This window comes from Alloalcanivorax profundimaris, assembly GCF_015265435.1.
GTDB classification, from domain to species: Bacteria; Pseudomonadota; Gammaproteobacteria; order Pseudomonadales; family Alcanivoracaceae; genus Alloalcanivorax; species Alloalcanivorax profundimaris.
On the sequence record NZ_JABJWH010000036.1, the window covers coordinates 341,449 to 361,554 of the forward strand.

Sequence of the window (20,106 nt, forward strand, 5' to 3'; positions counted from 1 at the left end):
CTTGACCGGTCGCGACCGCCGGAGCTCCCTGGGACTTAAACTTCGAAGTCTTCCAGCTTGGCGCCTTTTTCCAGGGCGTCGCGCAGCCACACCGGACGTTTGCCACGACCGGTCCAGGTTTGAGAGCTGTCCTGGGGATTGCGGTATTTGATCTTGGCCGGCTTGCGCACGGCGGCCTTTTTCTTGCGGGTCGCCTTGCGCGCGGTGGTTTTCTTGCGGCTCTTGCTTTTCTCTTCCAGCAGATCGTCCACGGATACGCCCAGGTCCTTGGCGATCTTGTTGATCTCGGCCTGAGCGCTCTTCACGGCTTCCATGCGTTTCTTCTCGAGCTTGCGCTCCGCTTGCTTGATCAGTTTTTCCAGTTCGGCGACGGAATAATCGTCCAGGTTAATAGTCATTTCACGTTTTCCTTAAGGGTTATAACGGACGTCAACGCCGCTGACTGTAATTTTTATCCGGACAAAAGGCAATTACGGCTTTGTATTTTTGTTTAAATGTCCCGGATAATGATAAGTAATCCACTCCTCGGCCAGCCGGGTAACGGTTTTGGCGTCCTTGTCTGTGGTATTAATGGGCGGGCTCACGCGCAGAACGATATCGCCGGGAAAGCGCAGCCAGGAACGGGCCGGCCAGCAATCGCCGCTATTGTGAACCATAGCCACCACGGGAACCCGATTACGGCACGCCAGCAAGGCACCGCCGTGATTAAAATGCCCGAGCGTGCCCGGCGATTGTCGGGACCCTTCCGGATAGATCACCACCGGGATACCGCGGCCGAGCCGATCGGCGCCCTGGGACAGCACCGCCTTCAGCGCCGCCCTGCCCTTGCCCCGGTCGATGCGGATCGGATTCAAAAGCGCCAGTCCCCAGCCGAAGAACGGCAGCCACAGCAATTCCCGCTTCAACACCGTGGCCTGGGGAGAAATCAGAATCTGCAGAAAGAAGGTTTCCCAACTGCTTTGGTGGTTGGACAGTACCACGGCGCCGCCGGCGGGCAGATTCTCACGTCCTTCCACGTGAACGCGAACCCCGTTCAAGCGCCTCAACAACCCCATCGCGAAAACTGTCCAGAGATTCACGAAACGGTAACGCCGTTCGAACGGTAAAAACGGGCCGATGATCACACAGAAAATACTGTGAAGAATGCCGGCGAGATTATAGAGAATGAAAAACAGGGCACTGCGAACGACAATACCGGGAGTAACCCGACGGCGGTCGGCGGGAGGGTTCATGAAGGGTCCTTGAGAAACGCATCGACAAAGCGGGCCAGGGAATCGTATACCGCCACCGGCCCCAGATCCTCGGGCAGGCCCTTGTCCAGGGTGCGCCGGCCCTTGCCGGTGCGCACCAGCACCGGTCGGCAGCCGCGCGCCTGGCCGGCCTGAAGGTCCCTCAGACTATCACCAACCAGGGGCACGCCGGCCACCTCGCCATAATCGGCAACAATTTGGTCCACCAGGCCCGGCCTGGGCTTGCGGCAGTCGCAGCCATCGTTGGGGCCGTGGGGACACACGTAGATGCCGTCCAGGTGAGCGCCGGCGTCGCCCAGGTGGGCGCGCATGCGCTCGTGGATGGCCGCCAGGGTGGCGGCATCGAAATAACCGCGCGCCAGCCCGGATTGATTGGTGGCCACCACCACCCGGTAACCGGCGTGGTTGAGGCGGGCGATGGCATCCGCGCTGCCGGGCAGCGGATGCCATTCCGAGGGGGTTTTAATGTAGTCGTCGGAGTCCTCGTTGATGACCCCGTCGCGGTCGAGAATAACCAGCTTGTTGATACTCATGGCGGCGAGTATATCAGGCCATGGTATCGACGATGCCTCCTTCCACGCGCAGGGCGGCGCCGGTGGTGGCGGAAGCCTGGGGCGATGCCAGATAGACGGCCATGTTGGCCACTTCCTCCACGTCCGCCACCCGTTGGATGATGGAGCTGGGCCGGTTTTCCTGGACGAAGCGTTTTTCCACTTCCTGCTCGGAAACGCCCTGCTCCTCGGCCATTTGCTTGAGCATTTTGCCCACGCCTTCGGACCGGGTGGGGCCCGGCAGAATGGCGTTCACCGTCACCCGGGTGCCGGACAGCACCTTGGCCAGCCCCCGGGAAATGGACTGCACCGCGGTCTTGGTCATGCCGTAATGGACCATCTCCGTGGGAATATTCAGGGCCGATTCACTGGACAGAAACAGCACCCGGCCCCAGTCGCGTTCCTTCATGCCCCGGGCGTAATGGCGGGACAGGCGCACCGCGCTCATCACATTGACCTGAAAGAAGTTTTCCCAGTCCTCGTCCAGGATCTCGAAAAACGGCGTGGGCTGGAAAATACCCACATTATTTACCAGGACATCCGCCTCCGGGTGGGCGTCGATCAGCGTTCGACACCCGTCGGCGGTGCCCAGGTCCGCGGCCACGCCGGCCACCGACGCCTCGGGCACCGCCTTCTGAAGGCGGGCGGTGGCGTCATTGACCCGTTCCGCCGTGCGCCCGGTGATCACCACATCGGCGCCGGCCCGCGCCAGCCCTTCGGCGATGCCGAAGCCGATGCCGGCGGTGGAACCGGAGACCACCGCTTTCTTGCCGGATAGATCGATACGCATGATGCCACTCCAAGAAGAAACCAAGGGAATACCCGGGTAGGTGGCGATGGCCACCGCCGATCTCAAGGGTCGGCGGCCAGGCCCAGCATGTCCGCCAGGCTCAGGTCGGTGTCTTCCTCCACCAGCTGGATGTGCGCCTCCAGGTCGCGCAGGTGCCGGTCCATCTCGCGCCGGGCGCCGCGCACGTCGCCTTTTTCCAGGCAGTCCACCACGCGCTCGTGCTCGTCGTGCTCACAGGTGGCGTTGCCCGGTGGCTGGAACAGGGCCACCACCAGGGAGCAGCGGGAAATCAGCTCGGAGAGATAGCGCCGCAGCATGGGGTTGCGGGACAGCTCGCCGAGCCGGATGTGAAAGGCGCTGGCCAGCCCCGCCCATTCGGTCTGGGCGTAGCGGTGCATGGCGGCGTGCTCCTTGCGCAATTGCCGGCGCAGGGAGGCATAGTCCGCCCGGGTGGCGTGTTCCGCCACCAGCGGCAGCACCGCCGCTTCCAGGGCGCGGCGGGCTTCGAACAGTTTGCCCACTTCTTCCCGGCTGGGCATGGCGACAATGGCGCTGCGGTTGGGGCGGAGCTCCACGATGTGATCGTGGGCGAGCCGTTGCAGCACCTTCTGCACCAGGGAGCGGCCTACCCCGAACAGTTCGCACAGGGCCGCCTCGGGGAGCTTGGTGCCGGGTTTGAGCCGCTGCTCCATGACGCCGTCGACAATGGCGCGATGGATGCGGTTTTCCTTTTCCGCCGGCTTTTCCCGGGCCGCCGGAGCCTGGCCGGCGAGGGCCTGGGGCCGCACCTTGGGCCGGCCGCGATTCTTGGTTCCCGGTGTGCTCTGACTCATGAAAACAGGCTGTCCATGTGGTCGCAGATCGCCCCCGGCGTGGTCAGCCAGAGGGCCTCGCGGTGGGCGGCGATGTGGCTCAGGGCCCGGCGCAGATGGCGCAGCCGGTAGGGCTGGCCCACCAGGTACGGATGCAGGGCGATGCCCATTACCAGGGGTTGCCGCTCGGATTGTTCCAGCATTTCATCGAACTGATCCACGATCATATCGGCGAATGCCCGGGCGTCCAGCTTGCGGGCGATGATCATTGGGATGTCGTTGATCTCCTGGGGATAGGGAATCGCCCACAGGCCACGGCCGTCCCGGGTGGCCATGGGCACCGGCTGGTCGTCGTGGCTCCAGTTCAGTGTATAGCGGTAGCCGGTCTCGGCGAGCAGGTCCGGGGTGAGGCGCGACTCGCCGATCCACGGCGACAGCCAGCCGGCGGGAGGCCGGCCGGCATGGGCCGCCATGCGTTCGCGGCAGTGCAGCAGCAGGGCCCGTTCGTCCGCTTCCTCCAGCGTGCCGGGGTAATCGGCGTTGCTGTGACCGTGGGCGATCAGCTCGTCGCCCCGGGCCAGGCAGGCCTCCAGGAGTTCCGGGCAATGGTCATAGAGGGCGGTGTTGGCGATGGTGCCGGCGGGCAGGCCCAGGGCGTCGAACAATTCCAGGCAGCGCCAGGCGCCCACCCGGTTGCCGTATTCCCGCCAGGCGTAGTTGAGCACGTCCGGCTCCGCGAAGGCGGCGCCCAGTTTGGCGCCCATCCCCCCGCCGAAGGCGAAATGCTCCAGGTTGAAGCCCAGGTACACCGCCAGCCGCTTGCCGCCGGGCCAGTGATAATCCGGGCGCCGGTGAATCGCCGAGTAGGCGAAGCGGCCCGGATCCGGCAGCGGGCCGAAGGGCGCCGTCATTGTCGCGCCAGCCCGGCCCGCACCAGCAGCCATTCGGCGCTGTCGTTCCACACATCCATCTCCGTGATCAAACCGTCGCGGATCACATAGCGATCCACGTAGCGGTTGCCTTCAAAAGGCGTGCCGTCCGGCCATTCCCCATACAGGGTGCCGATGTTGTAGACCACGGCGCTGTCCAGGGTGCCGCCTTCCACCACCTCGGTGGCCTGGAAGCGTTTCTTGACCCAGGCATAGCGCTGCCGGTTGAACGCGGTGCAGTCCGCCGGGTCGCCCATTTCGCGGTTGCCGGTGAAGCGGATTTCGAGGTCGCCGGCCACGAACCGGCGAGCGGTTTCCGGGTCCGGTTTCATCAGAATAACCAGGTAGGTATCCACCAGGGTGGCCGGGTCGAGAATCGGCTGGTCGCTGTTCCAGTCTGGTGCGTTGTCCATGATCGGGTCTCCGTTCTGCCCCTTGTCTGTGCGCCGGCGAAGCTCCGGAATGGTCGGAAAAAGCCGCGCGCCGGGTCGGCGAAGCGGGCTTTGAATGCCCACGAACACCGGATTTTTTGTCGACAATTAATGGTTTATGTGACGTCAGAAATTAAAGCAATTTACGTGCCCGGCCGGTGATGGCGGCAAGATGGCACGCGCCTTGCGTTATGGGATTCGGGGCGAACGCCCGATCCATCCCATTCACGAAAGGGGGAATCCCATGTTGTGTACCGACAAAGGGTTACGTATTCACAAAGGTTTGCTGGCCGCCGTGCTCACCGCGCTGCTGGCCACGCTGCCCTGGCGCGCCATGGCGGCGGAGCCGATCAAGATCGGCCTGATCACCGCCTTGTCCGGCCAATCCGCTCTGGCCGGCGAGGCTATTACCCGCGGTCTGCAAACCGCCATTGACGAAATCAACGCCGACGGCGGCCTGCTCGACGGTCGGGAGCTGGTGCTGGTGCGCCGCGACGACGAGGCCAACCCGGCCAAGGGCGTGGTGGCGGCCCGGGAACTGATCCACAAGGAGAAGGTGGCGGTGCTGTTCGGCGGCCTGGACACGCCGGTGTCCCTGGCCATCGTGCCGCTGGCCAACCAGGCCAGGGTGCCCTTCGTGGGGCCCTGGGCGGCGGGCACGCCGATCACCAAGAACGGCGCCGATCCCAACTTCGTGTTCCGGGTTTCCGCCATGGATGAGCTGGTGGACAAGGCCATGGTGGCCTACGCCCAAGAGAACTTCGGCTCCGAGAAATTCGGCCTGATGATGATCAACAACCCCTGGGGCGAATCCAACCAGAAAGGGCTGGTGGTGGCCCTGGACGAGAAAGGCATGGCGCCGGTGGCCAGCGAGAAATTCGACGGCGACGCCATCGACGTGGTGCCCCAGCTCACCCGGCTGCGTGACGCCGGCGCCGACACCATCGCCATGGTCGGCAACGTGGGCCCCTCCGCCCAGGTGGTGAAATCCCTGCGCCGCATGGGCTGGGGCGTGCCCATCGTGTCCCACTGGGGCCCCGCCGGCGGTCGCTTCACCGAGCTGGCCGGTCCCGGCGCGGAAAAAGTCCACTTCGTGCAGACCTACAGCTTCTTCGGCGAGCAGTCGCCGGTGGGCGAAAAGCTGATCGCCGCGCTCAAGGCCAAATACGACGACGTGGACGGCCCCGAGGACATCACCCCGGCGGTGGGCGTGGCCAACGCCTATGACGCCATGCACCTCACCGCCTTGGCGATCGAGAACGCCGGTTCCACCGACGGCCCGGCGATCCGCGAAGGCTTCTTCGCCATCGACAGTTACCCGGGCCTGATCAAGACCTATGAGACGCCGTTCTCCCCGCAACAGCACGACGCTCTGGGGCCGGACGATTACGTGTGGGCGCAATTCATCGACAACCGCATCGTGCCGGTTGAACTGAACGACTGACGGAACGGGTTATCCATGGACACTCAGCTGATTTCGGCGCTGATCAGTGGTCTCGGCATGGGCAGCATGTACGGCCTCATGGCACTGGGCTTCTACATCACCTTCGCGGTGTCGGGAACGGTGAACTTCGCCCAGGGCAGCTCCATGATGCTGGGCGCGGTGCTCTGCTTCACCTTCGCCCAGACCCTGGACTGGTCACTGTGGCTGGCGGTGCCGGCGGCGCTGGCGCTGTGCGGGCTGTACGGCCTGCTGGTGGAACGGCTGGCGGTGCGGCCCTTCGTGCGGCGCGGTTCCGACGCCTGGCTGATGTCCACGGTGGCCCTGGGGATCGTCCTGGATAACCTGGTGATGCACACCTTCGGCAAGGAGCCGCGCAGCCTGCCCTCTTCCCTGGCGGTGTCGCCGGTGGAAGTGAGCGGCCAGGGCCTGGGCGTGTATCCCCTGCAATTGATCATTCCACTGGTGGGGCTGGCGCTGGCCGCCGCCCTGCATCTGGTGGCGCGGCGCACCCGTTGGGGCACGGCGCTGCTGGCCACCAGCCAGAACCGGGACGCGGCGCGTTTGATGGGCATTCCCATCGGCCGCGCGGTGGCCGGTGCTTTCGCCCTGTCCACGGTGCTGGCCGGCGTCGCCGGCATGCTGATCGCGCCGCTCGCCAACGTGAACGCGGACATGGGCACCCTGTTCGGCTTGAAAGCCTTTTCCGTGGCTATCCTGGGCGGCATCACCAGCGCCTGGGGCGTGATGATCGCCGGCCTGCTGTTCGGCCTGGCGGAAAGCGGCATCACCGTGGCCCTGGGCTCCGGCTATACCCACATCATTACCTTCGCCCTGGTGATCGTGGCCCTGGCCCTGCGTCCCAACGGCCTGTTCGGCCGCGCGGAGGTGAAGAAAGTATGAGGCGCCTGTCGATTCCGGCCGGCCTGGCGGTGCTGGCCGCCGCCCTGGTCATGGTCTTTACCCTCAACAGCTACTACGTCTATGTGCTCGCCAACGTGGCCTTGATCGCCATCGTCGGGGTGGGCCTGAACGTGCTGATCGGTCTCACCGGCCAGATTTCCTTCGGCCACGTGGGCTTCTACGCCATCGGCGCCTACACCGTGGCCATTCTCACCAGTCAGGCGGGCTGGTCGTTCTGGCCGGCGTGGCTGGCCGGCGCCCTGGTCGCCACCCTGGCCGGGCTGCTGCTGGCGCTGCCGGCGCTGCGGGTGAAAGGCCCCTATCTGGCGATGATCACCATCGCCTTCAGCTTTATCGTTCAGCACGCGGTGATCGAGATGGAAGCGCTCACCGGCGGGCAAAACGGCATCATGGGCATCGCCGCGCCCACCCTGGCGGCGAACTGGAGCATCGAGCAGACCGTGGCGGTGATCGCCCTGCTGACGCTGGCGGTGACCCTGGTGGGCTACGCGCTGCTGGCCCGGGGGACCTGGGGCGCGGCCATGCGCGCGGTGAAGGACAGCGAAACCGCCGCCGAATCCGTGGGTCTGGGCCCCCTGGTGATCAAGACCGTGGCTTTCATGGTGTCGGCGGGCCTGGCCGGTCTGGCGGGTGGCCTGTTCGCGCCCCTGTCCGGCTTCGTCACTCCGGATACCTTCAGTTTCATGCAGTCGATTCTGTTCGTGCTGGTGGTGGTGGTCGGCGGCGCCGGCTCGGTGATCGGCCCGGTGCTGGGCGCGGTGATCCTGGGCCTGCTGCCGGAACTGCTGGCCACCCTGGAAGCCTACCGGCTGCTGTTCTTCGGCGGCCTGTTGCTGGTGGTGCTGCTGGTGGCCCCCAACGGCCTGATGGGACTGGTGGCGAGCCTGCGCCGGCCCCGGTCCACGGCGGGCGCGGTGCCCGTTGGCGCCGGCGAGGCCCTGACGGCCCGCGCCCGCCAGGGCCTCGGGCTGGACCGGCTGACCATGCGCTTCGGTGGCGTGCGCGCGGTGGATGACCTCTCAATGTCGGTGCCGCCGGGGGCGGTCACCAGCCTGATCGGCCCCAACGGCGCCGGCAAGACCACGGTGCTGAACATGGTCAGCGGCTTCTATCCGCCCACCGAAGGCCGCTTCGCCCTGGGCGAACGGACCCTGGCGGCGGGCCGCGCTTTCCGCATCGCCCGCCACGGGGTGGCGCGCACCTACCAGACCTCGCAGCTGTTCGACACCCTGACGGTGGCGGACAACGTGGCCCTGGCCGCCTGCCGGGGCAAGTTGGGCGGCCTGCTCGGCGCGCGCCGCTTTCTGTCCCGGGCGGCCCGGGACCGGGCGGCGGCGTTGCTGGCGTTCTGTGGCTACCGGGGCGCCCTGGATACTCCCGCCAGCCAGTTGCCCCACGTGGACCGGCGGCTGGTGGAAATCGCCCGGGCCCTGGCCACGGATCCGGATGCCCTGCTGCTGGACGAGCCGGCGGCGGGCCTGTCCCGGGAGGACACCGACCGCCTCGCCGACCTGCTGCGCGCCATCGCCGACGCCGGCGTGGCGGTGATGGTGGTGGAGCACGACATGGACCTGGTGATGAAGGTGTCCGACCAGGTGGTGGTGCTGGACACCGGCCGCCTGCTGGCCGCCGGCGAGCCGGAAACGGTGCGCGCCGATCCGGCGGTGCGCCGCGCCTATCTGGGCGAGGACCTGGATCAGGCGCGGCCGGTGGCGGAGCGCCCCGCGCGGCGGGGTTCGGAATGGCTGGGCGTCAACCGGCTGGTGGCCGGCTATGGCGCCGAGCCGGTGCTCCACGAGGTGAGCCTGAAGGTGCGGCAAGGGGAAATGGTGGCGCTGCTGGGCGCCAACGGCGCCGGCAAGTCCACGCTGATGCGCGCCCTGGCCGGCCTCCATCCGGTGCAGGCTGGCGGCGTGCACCTGGACGGTCGGGCGCTGGAAAAAATGCCCGCCGAGGCCATCGTGCGCCAGGGTCTGGTGCTGGTGCCGGAGGGCCGGCAGGTGTTTCCGGAGCTGTCGGTGCAGGACAACATCCGCCTGGGGGCGTTTCTTTGCCCCGGCGATCGGGAGACGCGTCTGGAGGAAATGTTCGAGCGCTTCCCGCGTCTGCGCGAGCGGCGTCATCAGCGTGCTGGTTTGCTGTCCGGCGGCGAGCAGCAAATGCTGGCGGTGGCCCGCGGCCTGATGAGCCGGCCCCGGGTGCTGCTGCTGGATGAGCCCTCCCTGGGCCTGGCGCCGAAGATCATCGACGAGCTGTTCACGGCGTTGGATCGGCTGCGCCGGGAGGACATGACCATTGTGCTGGTGGATCAGATGGCGGCGTTGGCGCTGTCCCTGGCGGACCGCGCCTACGTCATCGAAGGCGGCCGGGTCATGGCGGAGGGCACCGCCAAGGAAATCGCCGACAGCCCGGAACTGGCCGACGCCTACCTGGGCGCCGGCTGAAGCGGAGCGCCGCCCGGGCGCCGCTACTCCTGCAGCAGGCTGATATCGGCCACGTTCAGGAACAGATCGCGCAGGAAGCTGAGCAGGGCCAGGCGGTTGCCGCGCACCGCCGGGTCCTCGGCCATCACCATGACGGTGTCGAAGAAGGCGTCCACCGGTTCGCGCAGCTCGGCCAGCAGCGCCAGCACCGCCTCGTAGTTGCCTTCCTCCAGCAGCGGCTCGCTGCGTTCGTAGGCGTTCACCACCAGATCGGTGAGGGTCTGTTCCGCTTCATCTTCCAGCAGAGCACCGTCGATTTCCTCCGGCGGCGCTTCCTCCAGCTTGGCGAGAATATTGGAGACCCGCTTGTTGGCGGCGGCCAGGGCGGCGGCTTCCTCGCGCTGCTGGAAGGCGGCCACCGCTTTCACCCGGCGGTCGAAGTCCAGTGGCTTGCGGCAGGCGTCGTCGAGGGCCAGCACCGACTGGATCACCGGCGTGGCGATGCCCTGCTCCTGGTACATGGCCCGGTAGCGGCCCTTCACGAAATCGAAGGCCTCGTCCACCCGGGCGGCGTCGATGCGCCCTTCCAACCGGGCGGCGGCCTGTTCCAGCAGTTCGCGCAGATCCAGGGCCAGGCCGTTCTCGATGATGATGCGCAGAATGCCCAGGGTGGCCCGGCGCAGCGCGTAGGGGTCCTTGGTGCCGGTGGGTGTCTGGCCGATGCCGAAGATGCCCACCAGGGTGTCGATCTTGTCCGCCAGGGACACCGCCTGGCCGGTTTTGGTTCGTGGCAGGGTGTCGCCGGCGAAGCGCGGCAGGTACTGCTCGTGCAGGGCCTCGGCCAGCTCCTCCGGCAGCCCTTCGTTGCGGGCCAGGTAATAGCCCATGACGCCCTGCATGGTGTCGAACTCGTAGACCATCTCGCTGTTGAGGTCGGCCTTGCTGAGGGCACCGGCGCGGCGCGCCAGTTGTTCGTCGCCGCCGATGTGGTTGGCGATCACGCCGGCCAGGGCGCCGATGCGCTCGCACTTGTCCGCCAGGGTGCCGAGCTGTTGTTGGAACACCACCTGGGCCAGGCCCTGGGCGTGCTGCTCCAGCGGTTTCTTGCAATCGTTGTCGTAGAAGAAAGCGGCGTCCGCCAGACGCGGGCGGATCACTTTCTCGTTGCCGGCGGCCACCTTGGCCGGGTCCCGGGATTCGATGTTGCTGATGGTGATGAAGCGCGGCATCAGCTTGCCGTCGGCGTCGAGCACGGAGAAGTATTTCTGGTGCTCTTCCATGGCGCTGATCAGCGCCTCCTGGGGCACGCGCAGGAAGTCGTCGTCGAAGCGCCCGGCCAGGGCCACCGGCCATTCCACCAGGGCGGTGACCTCGTCGAGCAGATCGTCGTCGATGCGCGCTTCGCCGCCGGCGTCGCGGCCGGCTTGCTCCGCCTGCTGGCGGATCATCTCGCGGCGGCGCCCGAAGTCGGCGATCACCTTGCCGTCCTGTTCCAGGCGGGTGGCGTAGTCGCCGGCCTCGGCCAGCTCGATGGCCTGGGGTGCGTGGAAACGGTGGCCGTGGGTGGCGCGACCGGACTGCTGGTCGAGCAGTTCGAAGTCGATGACTTCCTTGCCAAACAGCGCCACCAGCCAGTGCGCCGGGCGCACGAACTGCACCTTGCGGCGGCCCCAGCGCATGCGCTTGGGAATCGGCAGCTTGTTCACCGCCTGGGCGACGAATTCCGGCACCAGCTCGGCGGCGGCGCGGCCGGTTTCCTCCAGGCGCGCGAACAGGCGCTCGCCCTTGTCGGTTTGCTGGCGGTCGAGCTGGTCCACGGTCAGGCCCACGGACGCGGCGAAGCCCTCGGCGGCCTTGGTGGGGTTGCCGTCGCCGTCGAAGGCGGCCTTCACCGCCGGGCCCAGGCGCTCCACCTGGCGGTCCGGCTGTTTGGCGTCCAGGTCGCGGACCAGCACCGCCAGGCGGCGCGGCGCGGCGAAGCTTTCCACGGCGCCATGGCCCAGGCCGGCGTCGTCCAGCTGACGCACCAGCTCCTCGGTGAGGGCGGCGCTCAGGGTGGGCAGTGCCTTGGGCGGCAGTTCCTCGGTGCCCAGCTCGATCAGCAGATCCCGTTGTTCGCTCATGCCTTGCCCCCTTTCTTCTTGGCCGCTTTCCGCTCTTGCTGTTGAAGCTGTGCTTCCACCTCCTCGCGGATGTCGTCGTCGGCCATCGGGAAGCCCAGCTTGCGGCGCGCGTCGAAGTAGGCCTGGGCCACTGCCCGGGCCAGGGTGCGCACGCGCAGGATGAAGCGCTGGCGCTCGGTGACCGAGATCGCCTTGCGCGCGTCCAGCAGGTTGAAGGTGTGGGAGGCCTTGAGCACGTATTCGTAGGCCGGCAGGGGCAGCCCCGCCTCGATCAGCTTGGTGGACTCGCTTTCGAACAGATCGAACTGCTGGAACAGCGCTTCCACGTTGGCGTGTTCAAAGTTGAAGGTGGACATCTCCACCTCGTTCTGCAGGAAGACGTCACCGTAGGTCACGGTGCCGGACGGGCCCTTGGACCACACCAGGTCGTAGACCGAATCCACGCCCTGCAGATACATGGCCAGGCGTTCCAGGCCGTAGGTCAGCTCGCCGGTGACCGGGTAGCAGTCGATGCCGCCGACTTGCTGGAAGTAGGTGAACTGGGTCACCTCCATGCCGTCCAGCCAGATTTCCCAGCCCAGGCCCCAGGCGCCCAGGGTGGGGGATTCCCAGTTGTCCTCGACGAAGCGGATGTCGTGGGTGAGCGGATCGAAGCCCAGCCGGCGCAGGGAATCCAGGTACAGCTCCTGGATGTCGTCCGGGGAGGGCTTGAGCACCACCTGGAACTGGTAATAGTGCTGCAGCCGGTTGGGGTTCTCGCCGTAGCGGCCGTCGGTGGGCCGCCGGGAGGGCTGCACATAGGCGCTGTTCCAGTTCTCCGGGCCGATGGCGCGCAGGAAGGTGCTGGGGTGAAAGGTCCCCGCGCCCACTTCCATGTCCAGGGGCTGCACCACCACGCAGCCCTGCTCCGCCCAATATTGCTGCAGGGCCAGAATCAGGCCCTGGAATGTGCTTACGTCCGCTTGCGGTTGGTCCGCCATGGTTGATCCCGTTGTTCGTTCCGATCGCCGAGTCATTGAATTGAAGGGGGGCAAGTATAGCGTCCCCCAAGGGCCGGTGATACCGTGCTTCCCATGGAACGCTGCCCCTGGTGTGGCACCGACCCGCTCTATGTGGCCTACCACGACGAGGAATGGGGCGTGCCCGAATACGACCAACGCCGCCTGTTCGAATTCCTGTTGCTGGAAGGCGCCCAGGCGGGCCTGAGCTGGATCACCGTGCTGCGCAAGCGCGAGAATTACCGGCGTGCCCTGGACGGCTTCGACCCGGAGCGCATCGCCCGCTACGACGACGCCCGGGTGGCCGCCCTGCTCCAGGACACCGGCCTGATCCGCAACCGCCTGAAGATGCGCGCCGCCGTGGGCAACGCCCGCGCCTGGCTGGACCTGCGCGACGCCGGCATCGACCCGGTTGCCCTGATCTGGGGCTTCGTCGACGGCGAACCCCGGGTCAACCGCTTCCGGACGCTCTCCGAGGTGCCCGTCACCACCCCCGCCGCCGAGGCCATGAGCAAGGACCTGAAGAAACGGGGCTTCCGTTTCGTCGGCCCCACCATCATGTATGCCTTCATGCAGGCCGCCGGCCTGGTCAACGACCATCTGGTGAGCTGTCCGCGCCACCGGGAGTTGGCCTGAGTCACATTGCGTAACAGCTTTTACGCCGCCTTCACCGAAGCTGGTACGGCCCTTGCTGGGGACCGGTTGAATGGAGGCACCCATGAAACCTGTACTGATTCTGAAAACCGGCTCCACCTATCCGATCCTTCGCCAGCACTATGGTGACTTCGAGGACTGGATCGGTCGGGGGCTGGGCGAGCGCACTCCGGTGCGCGTGGTGGACGCCCTGGACGGCGATCCCCTGCCGCACCCCTCGGAGGCCGCCGGCGTGGTGATCAGCGGTTCCCACGCCATGCTTACCGATGAAGCCCCCTGGATGCGGCGACTGATGCGCTGGCTGGAGGACGCCCTGGGCCAGGCCGAGGCGCCGCCCATGCTGGGCATTTGTTTCGGCCACCAGCTGTTGGCGCGCACCCTGGGCGGCGAGGTGGATGATCATCCGCTGGGCATGGAGGTGGGCACCGTGGCCCTGCGGCTGTCGCCGCGGGCGCGGGCGGACGCCCTGCTGGGCGGCCTGTGGGACCAGCCCTGGGCGCAGATGATGCACCGCCAGTCGGTGCTGGTGGCGCCACCCGGCGTGGAGGTGCTGGCCAGCAACGGCCACGACAGCTGCCAGGCGTTTCGCTACGGCAGCCGGGTCTGGGGCTGCCAGTTCCATCCGGAATTCAGCGCCGATGTTACCCGTGCCTACCTGCAGGCCCAGCGTGGCCACGCCCTCACCGACCAGCGCGTGGACGACGCCCTGCCCAAGGTGCGTGAGTGCCATCAGGCGTCCTCGATCCTGATGCATTTCGCCGAGCGGGCGGTGCCGGCGGCGGCCTGAGCCGGATCGATTGGTGTAGCATGCGGGGTCAAAGACGACCCCGGATGCCCATGACCGACCCCTACCGCGACCAGCACAAGCAGCGCCTGGCTTATATGCCCTGGCTGTACCCGCGCCTCAAGCCCCGCCACCGGGCCTGGGCGGAGCCCTGGCAGGCGGCGCTGCAGGCGGAGTGGTCCAGGTTGGAAACGGTGCACTTCGGGGTGCACTGTTTTGTCGCACCCCAGGCACGCCTGTTCGCCGAACCGGGGCGTGACATCCGCATCGGCGACCACACCCAGCTGGCCGCCGACTGCGTGCTCCATGGCCCTTTGACCCTGGGCGACCACGTCAGCATCAACCACCATGCCACTCTGGAAGGGGGCGCCGCCGGTATCGAGATCGGCGACCACACCCGCATTGCCGCCTACGCCACTCTGTACGCCTTCGACCACGGCCTGGACGCCGGCGCCCTGGTGCGCGAGCAGCCGGTGCGCTCCCGGGGCATCCGTATTGGCCGGGATGTCTGGCTGGGCGCGCGGGCCGGCGTGGTGGACGGCGTCACCATCGGCGACCATGCGGTGGTCGGCATGGGAGCGGTGGTGACCCGGGACGTGCCGCCCTGGACCATCGTCGCCGGCAACCCGGCCCGCCCCATCGGCCGCCGGCCCGGCGCCCCGCCGCCCTGACACATCCGGAAACAGGACCCTGTTGAACAGTGTTCAGAAACCATGGCTATAATGGCCGCGTTTCCCGCCGCTGGACAAGGAGGGCGCCATGGCACGCCGTAACGAACACAGCAAGCCGGAATTGCGGGCCCTGGCCATCGGCACGGTCCGCACCCTGGTGGCCGAGCAGGGCCTGGATAAACTGAGCGTGCGCCAGGTGGCGCGCCGCCTGGGCTATGCCCCGGCCATGCTCTACCACCTGTTCGCCAACCTGGACGATCTGATCCTGCATGTGAACGCGGACACCCTGGATGGCTTGCTTGATCGCATGGACGCGGCCTCCGGAATGGAGAACCCGGAGGCGGCATTGACCGCCATGGCCCATTATTATCTCGACCTTTCCCGGGCCCACACGCCGCTTTGGCAACTGGTGTTCGAGCACCGCATGGCCAACGGCGCGGAGGTGCCGGCCTGGTACGCGCGCCGTACCCGGGCCCTGTTCCTGATGGTGGAGCGCCAGCTTCAACGGCTGGCGCCCTGGGCCACGGAGGAAGAGCGGCGGTTGGGCGCGCGCACCCTGTGGGGCGGCCTGCACGGCGTCTGCGTGCTGCAGGCGAACAACAAACTGGACGTGGCCGGCGACGCGGATCCGCGCGCCATGGTGGATTCCCTGCTGCGTCATTACCTGGCGGACTGGTCGGCGACCACCAACCGGTCCCCCGACGAGGCTTCACCGCACGGAGACGGGGCATGAAGGAAGGGGTTTTCTCGCTGCTCACCAAACGGCGCTTCGGGCCGTTTTTCTTTACCCAGTTCCTGGGCGCGTTCAATGACAACGTATTCCGCCAGGCGCTGATTCTGCTGATCGCCACCGGGGTGGTGGCCGGCACCGGGGTGAACACCCTCAACAACGTGGCCCTGGCCCTGTTCATCCTGCCCTATTTCCTGTTCTCCGCCCTGGCCGGCCAGGTGGCGGACAAATACGACCGGGCCATGCTGGTGCGGCGCATCAAGCTCGCCGAGGTGGCCATCATGGCCTGCGCCGCCGCCGGTTTCTTCTTCAGCAGCGTTTACTTCCTGCTGGCGGTGCTGTTCCTGATGGGGCTGCAGTCCACCTTCTTCGGGCCCATCAAGTACTCCATCATTCCCCAGCATCTGGGCCCCCGGGAGCTGGTGTCCGGCAACGCCCTGGTGGAGATGGGCACCTTCCTGGCCATTCTGCTGGGGTCGATTTCCGGGGTGTTGCTGAAAATGGACGCCGCCGATCCGCTGATCGTCTCGGTGGCGGTGGTGGGGCTGGCGGCGCTGGGCTATCTGGCCGCCCGGGGCATTCCGGCGGCGCCGGCGGCGGACCCGGGTACCCGCCTGGAGTGGAATCTGTGGAAGGAAACCTGGCGCATCGTCGGCTACGCCCGGGAGGTGAAATCGGTGTGGATCAGTGTACTGGGGATCTCCTGGTTCTGGTTCCTGGGCGCCGCCTACACCACCCAGCTCAAGGTCTATGTGGACGATTACCTGCTCGGTACCGACGGCCTCTATGCGCTGCTGCTGGGCACGTTCTCCGTGGGCATCGGCTTCGGCTCCTGGCTGTGCGAGAAGTTGTCCGGCCACCGCGTGGAACTGGGGCTGGTGCCGCTGGGCTCCATCGGGCTGAGCCTGTTCGGCATCGACCTGTTCTTTTCCTACGCGGGCCTGCCCAAGGGCGTGGAAATGAGCATCGCCGCCTTCACCGCCGAGCCGTCCGGCTGGCGGGTGCTGGTGGATCTGGCTGGCATCGGCGTGTTCGGTGGCTTCTACATCGTGCCGCTGTTCGCCTTTATCCAGCAGCGCTCCGACCCGCGCCACCTGGCGCGCATCATCGCCGCCAACAATATTCTCAACGCCTTGCTGATGGTGGCGTCCGCCGCCGCCGGCATCGTGCTGGTGGGCCTGCTCGATCTGACCGTGCCGCAGTTCTTCCTGGTGCTGGCGTTGCTCAACGTGTTGGTGGCGGCCTACATCTACACGGTGGTGCCGGAGTTCCTGATCCGGCTGCTGGTGTGGATGCTCACCAACGTGCTCTATCGCATCAAGACCCGTGGCCTGGACAATATTCCCGACCAGGGGCCGTGCCTGCTGGTGTGCAATCACGTCAGCTACGTGGACGCCCTGCTGCTTGGCGGCGCGGTGCGCCGGCCGGTGCGGTTCGTCATGTTCAAGCCGATCTATGACCTGCCGCTGATGAATTACATCTTCCGTACCGGCAAGACCATTCCCATCGACGGCAAGGAGCGCAACCCGGTGGTATACGAGAATGCCTTCCGCCGCATCCGCGAGGAACTGGAGGACGGCCAGGTGGTGTGCATCTTCCCGGAAGGCCGCCTCACCGGGGATGGCGAGTTGGGAGAATTCAAAAGCGGTGTGGAAAAAATTGTAAAGGAAACGCCGGTGCCGGTGATTCCTATGGCACTTTCCGGTCTATGGGGTAGCTTCTTCAGCCACAAAGGCGGGCCGGCCCTGACCCGGCTGCCGCGTCGTTTCTGGTCGCGGATTACCCTGAACGCCGGCCCGCCGGTGGCGCCGGAAGCGGTGAACGCCGAGGACCTGCGGCAACGGGTGACGGCGCTTCGGGAACGACCCTGAAGCGCGCCGGTCCTTACTCAACCACGGGAAACATAGAGGAAGATCATGCGACGGATTCTGATTGTGTTTGGCTTGTTGTTCAGCGTGACCGCCACCGCGGCCACCACCGAAATCCAGCACGTGTTCGGCTGGGTGGAAAACGCCACCCTGGAACCCATGGGCGCGCGCGTGAAAGCCAAGCTGGACACCGGGGCACTGACCTCGTCCTTGCATGCGTTGAACGTGGAGCGTTTCGAAAAGGACGGCGAGGAATGGGTCCGCTTCAAGGTCAAGGTGGAGGACCAGAAGGACGACGAAATGGTCAGCGAAACCTTCGAGCGGCCGATCTATCGCGACCTGACCGTGCGTGGCGCCGGCGGTCGGGACAGCCGGCCGGTGGTGCTGATGAAGATTTGCTTCGGCGACACCGTCTATGAGGAACAGTTCGGTCTGGATAACCGCAGCGACATGCTCTATCCGGTACTGATCGGTCGCCGCACCATTCAGCACCTGGGCGTGGTGGACGTGACCAGCACCTTCCTCCATGAGCCGGACTGCGACGAGAACAGCCCGGTGCAGGAATTCGACGAAGACAACACCGACGAGGACATCGGCGCCTGAGACCGTTCTCCAAACGGCACCCGTAGGAGCGGCTGAAGCCGCTCCTACGGTGAGCTCTGGACGGAGCCGAACACCTGCAGGATATTACCGAGCCGCGCGGTGAAGGCATCGCCGTCGTTCAGCGGACCCACCCCGGCGGGGGTGCCGGTGAACACCAGGTCGCCGGGCTCCAGGGTGAACACCCGGTTGATGTCGGCGAGCAGCTCGAAGGTGGGAAACAGCATCTGGCCGGTGTGGCCGTGCTGGCGCGTTTCGCCGTTGATCTCCAGGGACACTTCCAGATTCTGGCGCACGGAAATACCGCGCGCATCCACGAAACCGGACACCGGCGCGGCGCCGTCGAACGCCTTGGCGCGCTCCCAGGGCTGCCCTTTTTCCTTGAGCCGTGCCTGCACGTCGCGCAGGGTCAGATCCAGGCCGATGCCATAGGCGGCGATGGAATAACGGATCGTTTCCAGATCGGTTTCGCCGCGCAGGCGCTTGCCGATCATCACCACCATTTCCACCTCGTGATGCACCTCGCCCTGCCCTTCGGGCAGCACCAGGGGCTCGTGCAGGCTGCACAGCGCGTTGGCGCCCTTCATGAACAGCAGCGGCTGGGACGGTACCTCGTTGCCCAGCTCCCGGGCGTGGTCGGCGTAGTTGCGGCCCACGCACACGATCTTGCCCACCGGCCGGTCCATGGCCGAGCCGTCGATCCAGCGGTGCAGGTACGCCTCAGACATCGAACAGTTTCCCCGGATTCATGATGTTGTTGGGATCGAACACCGCCTTGATGGCCTTCATGCAGGCGATCTCCTCCTCGCTCCGGGAGTAACCCAGGTAGGGTTTCTTGGTCATGCCCACGCCGTGTTCGGCGGAGATCGAGCCGTTGTATTTGGCGACGATGTCGAACACCCAGCGGGACACCTCGCCGCAGCGCTGGAAGAACTCTTCCTTGGCCAGGTCCGCGGGCTTGAGAATGTTCAGGTGCATGTTGCCGTCGCCGATGTGACCGAACCAGACAATCTCGAAATCCGGGTAGGCGTCCTGCACCACCTTGTCCACGTCCTCGACGAAGTCCGGCACCTTGGAAATGGTCACGGAGATATCGTTCTTGTAGGGCGTGTGCGGGGCGATGGATTCGGAGATCCGCTCGCGCAGCTGCCACAGTTGCTCCAGCTGGCCCAGGGACTGGCTCATCACGCCGTCCAGTACCCAGCCCTGTTCCACGCAGTGCTCGAAGATCTCCATGGCGCGCTCGCCCACCTGCTCGGAAAGTTGCTCGAACTCCAGCAGGCAGTAGAACGGGCAGTCGGTGTCGAAGGGCCGCGCCACGCCGTGCTCGAGCACATGGGCCATGGCCTTGTCGGAAAAGAACTCGAAGGCGGTCAGGTCGATGTCCTTCTGGAAGGCGTGCAGCACCTTCATCACCTCGCGGAAACCCGGCGCGCCCAGCACCAGGGCGGTCAGGTCCCGGGGCTGGCGGGCCAGCTTCACGGTGGCCTCCACCACGAAGCCCAGGGTGCCCTCGGAGCCGATGAACAGGTGCCGCAGGTCGTAGCCGGTGGCGTTCTTGATCAGCCCCTTGTTCAGGTCCAGCAGCTCGCCCCGGCCGGTGACCACCTTCAGGCCGGTGATCCAGTCCCGGGTCATGCCGTAGCGAATCACCTTGATGCCACCGGCGTTGGTGTTGATGTTGCCGCCGATCTGGCTGGAGCCGGCGGAGGCGAAATCCACCGGGTAGAACAGGCCCTGCTGCTCGGCGAACTCCTGGAGCTGCTGGGTGACCACCCCGGGTTGCACGGTAACGGCCCGGTCGTACTCGTTGAAGTCCAGCACCCGGTTCATGCGGTCGAAGGCCACCACCACCTCGCCGTTGGCCGCCACCGCCGCCGCCGACAGCCCGGTGCGTCCGCCCGAGGGCACCAGGTGCAGGCCATGCTCGTTGGCGATCTCCACGATCTGCTGGACCTCCTCGGCGGTTTCCGGCAGCACCACGGCGCTGGGCGCCGGCGCCCAGACCTTGGTCCAGTCGACCCCGTAGCGCTCGGCGCTGTCGGTGTCGGTGAGGCAGCGGGCTCCGAGCAGCTCGCTCAATTGGTCCAGGGCGGCATGGGCCAGGGCGGTCATAGGCAACTCCAG

General features: G+C 66.4%; 20 protein-coding genes. 9 read left to right on the forward strand and 11 right to left on the reverse strand.

The annotated features are described in order from the left end of the window. Positions 1 to 35: 35 nt before the first annotated feature. From HMJ39_RS16225 to HMJ39_RS16255, 7 genes are all read right to left on the reverse strand, one after another. A complete protein-coding gene (locus tag HMJ39_RS16225) occupies positions 36 to 398 on the reverse strand; it encodes an H-NS histone family protein (RefSeq protein ID WP_161382728.1) in 363 nt (120 codons plus the stop codon). A gap of 72 nt (positions 399 to 470) precedes the next feature. Then, positions 471 to 1,232, reverse strand: a complete 762-nt coding sequence (locus HMJ39_RS16230) for a lysophospholipid acyltransferase family protein (RefSeq protein WP_194298085.1) — start codon at positions 1,230 to 1,232, stop codon at positions 471 to 473. Further along, complete coding sequence (gene gmhB / locus HMJ39_RS16235; protein ID WP_194298086.1) at positions 1,229 to 1,783, reverse strand: D-glycero-beta-D-manno-heptose 1,7-bisphosphate 7-phosphatase; 555 nt, start codon at positions 1,781 to 1,783, stop codon at positions 1,229 to 1,231. The genes HMJ39_RS16230 and gmhB overlap by 4 nt, the downstream gene beginning before the upstream one ends. Positions 1,784 to 1,796: 13 nt before the next feature. After that, complete coding sequence (locus HMJ39_RS16240) at positions 1,797 to 2,591, reverse strand: SDR family NAD(P)-dependent oxidoreductase (RefSeq protein WP_194298087.1); 795 nt, start codon at positions 2,589 to 2,591, stop codon at positions 1,797 to 1,799. 62 nt (positions 2,592 to 2,653) lie between these two features. Then, positions 2,654 to 3,424 (reverse strand): GntR family transcriptional regulator, encoded by a 771-nt coding sequence (locus HMJ39_RS16245; protein ID WP_194298088.1) that lies wholly within the window; start codon positions 3,422 to 3,424, stop codon positions 2,654 to 2,656. Then, on the reverse strand, positions 3,421 to 4,314 hold the full coding sequence (locus HMJ39_RS16250; protein ID WP_194298089.1) for a polysaccharide deacetylase family protein: 894 nt from the start codon (positions 4,312 to 4,314) through the stop codon (positions 3,421 to 3,423). Before HMJ39_RS16250 ends, HMJ39_RS16245 begins: the two co-directional genes overlap by 4 nt. Continuing rightward, positions 4,311 to 4,745, reverse strand: a complete 435-nt coding sequence (locus tag HMJ39_RS16255) for a nuclear transport factor 2-like protein (RefSeq protein WP_194298090.1) — start codon at positions 4,743 to 4,745, stop codon at positions 4,311 to 4,313. Before HMJ39_RS16255 ends, HMJ39_RS16250 begins: the two co-directional genes overlap by 4 nt. A 262-nt stretch (positions 4,746 to 5,007) precedes the next feature. Here HMJ39_RS16255 and HMJ39_RS16260 point away from each other — a divergent pair, with 262 nt between their 5' ends. Genes HMJ39_RS16260 through HMJ39_RS16270 form a run of 3 tightly spaced genes read left to right on the forward strand, consistent with a single transcriptional unit; the run spans position 5,008 to position 9,572 of the window. After that, positions 5,008 to 6,207 (forward strand): ABC transporter substrate-binding protein, encoded by a 1,200-nt coding sequence (locus HMJ39_RS16260; RefSeq protein WP_194298091.1) that lies wholly within the window; start codon positions 5,008 to 5,010, stop codon positions 6,205 to 6,207. A gap of 15 nt (positions 6,208 to 6,222) precedes the next feature. Beyond that, positions 6,223 to 7,107, forward strand: coding sequence for a branched-chain amino acid ABC transporter permease (locus tag HMJ39_RS16265; RefSeq protein WP_194298092.1), 885 nt, complete (start codon positions 6,223 to 6,225; stop codon positions 7,105 to 7,107). Further along, on the forward strand, positions 7,104 to 9,572 hold the full coding sequence (locus HMJ39_RS16270; protein ID WP_194298093.1) for a branched-chain amino acid ABC transporter ATP-binding protein/permease: 2,469 nt from the start codon (positions 7,104 to 7,106) through the stop codon (positions 9,570 to 9,572). Before HMJ39_RS16265 ends, HMJ39_RS16270 begins: the two co-directional genes overlap by 4 nt. 23 nt (positions 9,573 to 9,595) lie before the next feature. On the opposite strand, the gene glyS is transcribed toward HMJ39_RS16270, so the two are convergent. After that, positions 9,596 to 11,674 (reverse strand): glycine--tRNA ligase subunit beta, encoded by a 2,079-nt coding sequence (gene glyS, locus HMJ39_RS16275; RefSeq protein ID WP_194298094.1) that lies wholly within the window; start codon positions 11,672 to 11,674, stop codon positions 9,596 to 9,598. Then, a complete protein-coding gene (gene glyQ / locus HMJ39_RS16280) occupies positions 11,671 to 12,654 on the reverse strand; it encodes a glycine--tRNA ligase subunit alpha (RefSeq protein WP_194298095.1) in 984 nt (327 codons plus the stop codon). The genes glyS and glyQ overlap by 4 nt, the downstream gene beginning before the upstream one ends. A gap of 93 nt (positions 12,655 to 12,747) precedes the next feature. On the opposite strand from glyQ, the gene HMJ39_RS16285 reads away from it, so the two are divergent. The 6 genes from HMJ39_RS16285 (at position 12,748) to rloA3 (ending at position 17,982) form a co-directional block, all read left to right on the forward strand. Beyond that, positions 12,748 to 13,308, forward strand: a complete 561-nt coding sequence (locus tag HMJ39_RS16285) for a DNA-3-methyladenine glycosylase I (RefSeq protein WP_161382983.1) — start codon at positions 12,748 to 12,750, stop codon at positions 13,306 to 13,308. An 82-nt stretch (positions 13,309 to 13,390) separates the two neighbouring features. Then, positions 13,391 to 14,113 (forward strand): glutamine amidotransferase, encoded by a 723-nt coding sequence (locus HMJ39_RS16290; protein WP_194298096.1) that lies wholly within the window; start codon positions 13,391 to 13,393, stop codon positions 14,111 to 14,113. A gap of 50 nt (positions 14,114 to 14,163) precedes the next feature. Continuing rightward, positions 14,164 to 14,781, forward strand: coding sequence for an acyltransferase (locus HMJ39_RS16295; protein WP_194298097.1), 618 nt, complete (start codon positions 14,164 to 14,166; stop codon positions 14,779 to 14,781). Positions 14,782 to 14,869: 88 nt separating this feature from the next. Further along, complete coding sequence (locus HMJ39_RS16300) at positions 14,870 to 15,514, forward strand: TetR/AcrR family transcriptional regulator (RefSeq protein WP_194298098.1); 645 nt, start codon at positions 14,870 to 14,872, stop codon at positions 15,512 to 15,514. Further along, on the forward strand, positions 15,511 to 17,382 hold the full coding sequence (locus HMJ39_RS16305; RefSeq protein ID WP_194298099.1) for an MFS transporter: 1,872 nt from the start codon (positions 15,511 to 15,513) through the stop codon (positions 17,380 to 17,382). The genes HMJ39_RS16300 and HMJ39_RS16305 overlap by 4 nt, the downstream gene beginning before the upstream one ends. 45 nt (positions 17,383 to 17,427) lie before the next feature. Then, a complete protein-coding gene (rloA3, locus tag HMJ39_RS16310) occupies positions 17,428 to 17,982 on the forward strand; it encodes a retropepsin-like aspartic peptidase RloA3 (RefSeq protein WP_194298100.1) in 555 nt (184 codons plus the stop codon). A 44-nt stretch (positions 17,983 to 18,026) separates the two neighbouring features. Here rloA3 and HMJ39_RS16315 read toward each other — a convergent pair whose 3' ends face one another. Both HMJ39_RS16315 and HMJ39_RS16320 read right to left on the reverse strand, forming a co-directional pair. Beyond that, positions 18,027 to 18,707 carry a fumarylacetoacetate hydrolase family protein gene (locus tag HMJ39_RS16315; protein WP_194298101.1) on the reverse strand — a complete coding sequence of 227 codons (681 nt, stop codon included), beginning with the start codon at positions 18,705 to 18,707 and terminating at the stop codon, positions 18,027 to 18,029. Further along, the gene (locus HMJ39_RS16320; RefSeq protein WP_194298102.1) at positions 18,700 to 20,094 is read right to left on the reverse strand and encodes an FAD-binding oxidoreductase; all 1,395 of its coding nucleotides are present in this window, start codon (positions 20,092 to 20,094) and stop codon (positions 18,700 to 18,702) included. Before HMJ39_RS16320 ends, HMJ39_RS16315 begins: the two co-directional genes overlap by 8 nt. Between the last annotated feature and the right edge of the window lie 12 nt (positions 20,095 to 20,106).

Bases quoted from the DNA above. Each gene is read 5' to 3' on its own strand.
- HMJ39_RS16320 (WP_194298102.1), bottom strand. From the start codon at position 20,094: ATGACCGCCCTGGCCCATGCCGCCCTGGACCAATTGAGCGAGCTGCTC.
- glyQ (WP_194298095.1), bottom strand. From the start codon at position 12,654: ATGGCGGACCAACCGCAAGCGGACGTAAGCACATTCCAGGGCCTGATT.
- HMJ39_RS16265 (WP_194298092.1), top strand. From the start codon at position 6,223: ATGGACACTCAGCTGATTTCGGCGCTGATCAGTGGTCTCGGCATGGGC.
- HMJ39_RS16240 (WP_194298087.1), bottom strand. From the start codon at position 2,591: ATGCGTATCGATCTATCCGGCAAGAAAGCGGTGGTCTCCGGTTCCACC.
- HMJ39_RS16260 (WP_194298091.1), top strand. From the start codon at position 5,008: ATGTTGTGTACCGACAAAGGGTTACGTATTCACAAAGGTTTGCTGGCC.
- HMJ39_RS16305 (WP_194298099.1), top strand. From the start codon at position 15,511: ATGAAGGAAGGGGTTTTCTCGCTGCTCACCAAACGGCGCTTCGGGCCG.
- HMJ39_RS16315 (WP_194298101.1), bottom strand. From the start codon at position 18,707: ATGTCTGAGGCGTACCTGCACCGCTGGATCGACGGCTCGGCCATGGAC.
- HMJ39_RS16225 (WP_161382728.1), bottom strand. From the start codon at position 398: ATGACTATTAACCTGGACGATTATTCCGTCGCCGAACTGGAAAAACTG.
- HMJ39_RS16300 (WP_194298098.1), top strand. From the start codon at position 14,870: ATGGCACGCCGTAACGAACACAGCAAGCCGGAATTGCGGGCCCTGGCC.
- HMJ39_RS16250 (WP_194298089.1), bottom strand. From the start codon at position 4,314: ATGACGGCGCCCTTCGGCCCGCTGCCGGATCCGGGCCGCTTCGCCTAC.
- gmhB (WP_194298086.1), bottom strand. From the start codon at position 1,783: ATGAGTATCAACAAGCTGGTTATTCTCGACCGCGACGGGGTCATCAAC.
- rloA3 (WP_194298100.1), top strand. From the start codon at position 17,428: ATGCGACGGATTCTGATTGTGTTTGGCTTGTTGTTCAGCGTGACCGCC.
- HMJ39_RS16255 (WP_194298090.1), bottom strand. From the start codon at position 4,745: ATGGACAACGCACCAGACTGGAACAGCGACCAGCCGATTCTCGACCCG.
- HMJ39_RS16270 (WP_194298093.1), top strand. From the start codon at position 7,104: ATGAGGCGCCTGTCGATTCCGGCCGGCCTGGCGGTGCTGGCCGCCGCC.
- HMJ39_RS16290 (WP_194298096.1), top strand. From the start codon at position 13,391: ATGAAACCTGTACTGATTCTGAAAACCGGCTCCACCTATCCGATCCTT.
- glyS (WP_194298094.1), bottom strand. From the start codon at position 11,674: ATGAGCGAACAACGGGATCTGCTGATCGAGCTGGGCACCGAGGAACTG.
- HMJ39_RS16245 (WP_194298088.1), bottom strand. From the start codon at position 3,424: ATGAGTCAGAGCACACCGGGAACCAAGAATCGCGGCCGGCCCAAGGTG.
- HMJ39_RS16285 (WP_161382983.1), top strand. From the start codon at position 12,748: ATGGAACGCTGCCCCTGGTGTGGCACCGACCCGCTCTATGTGGCCTAC.
- HMJ39_RS16230 (WP_194298085.1), bottom strand. From the start codon at position 1,232: ATGAACCCTCCCGCCGACCGCCGTCGGGTTACTCCCGGTATTGTCGTT.
- HMJ39_RS16295 (WP_194298097.1), top strand. From the start codon at position 14,164: ATGACCGACCCCTACCGCGACCAGCACAAGCAGCGCCTGGCTTATATG.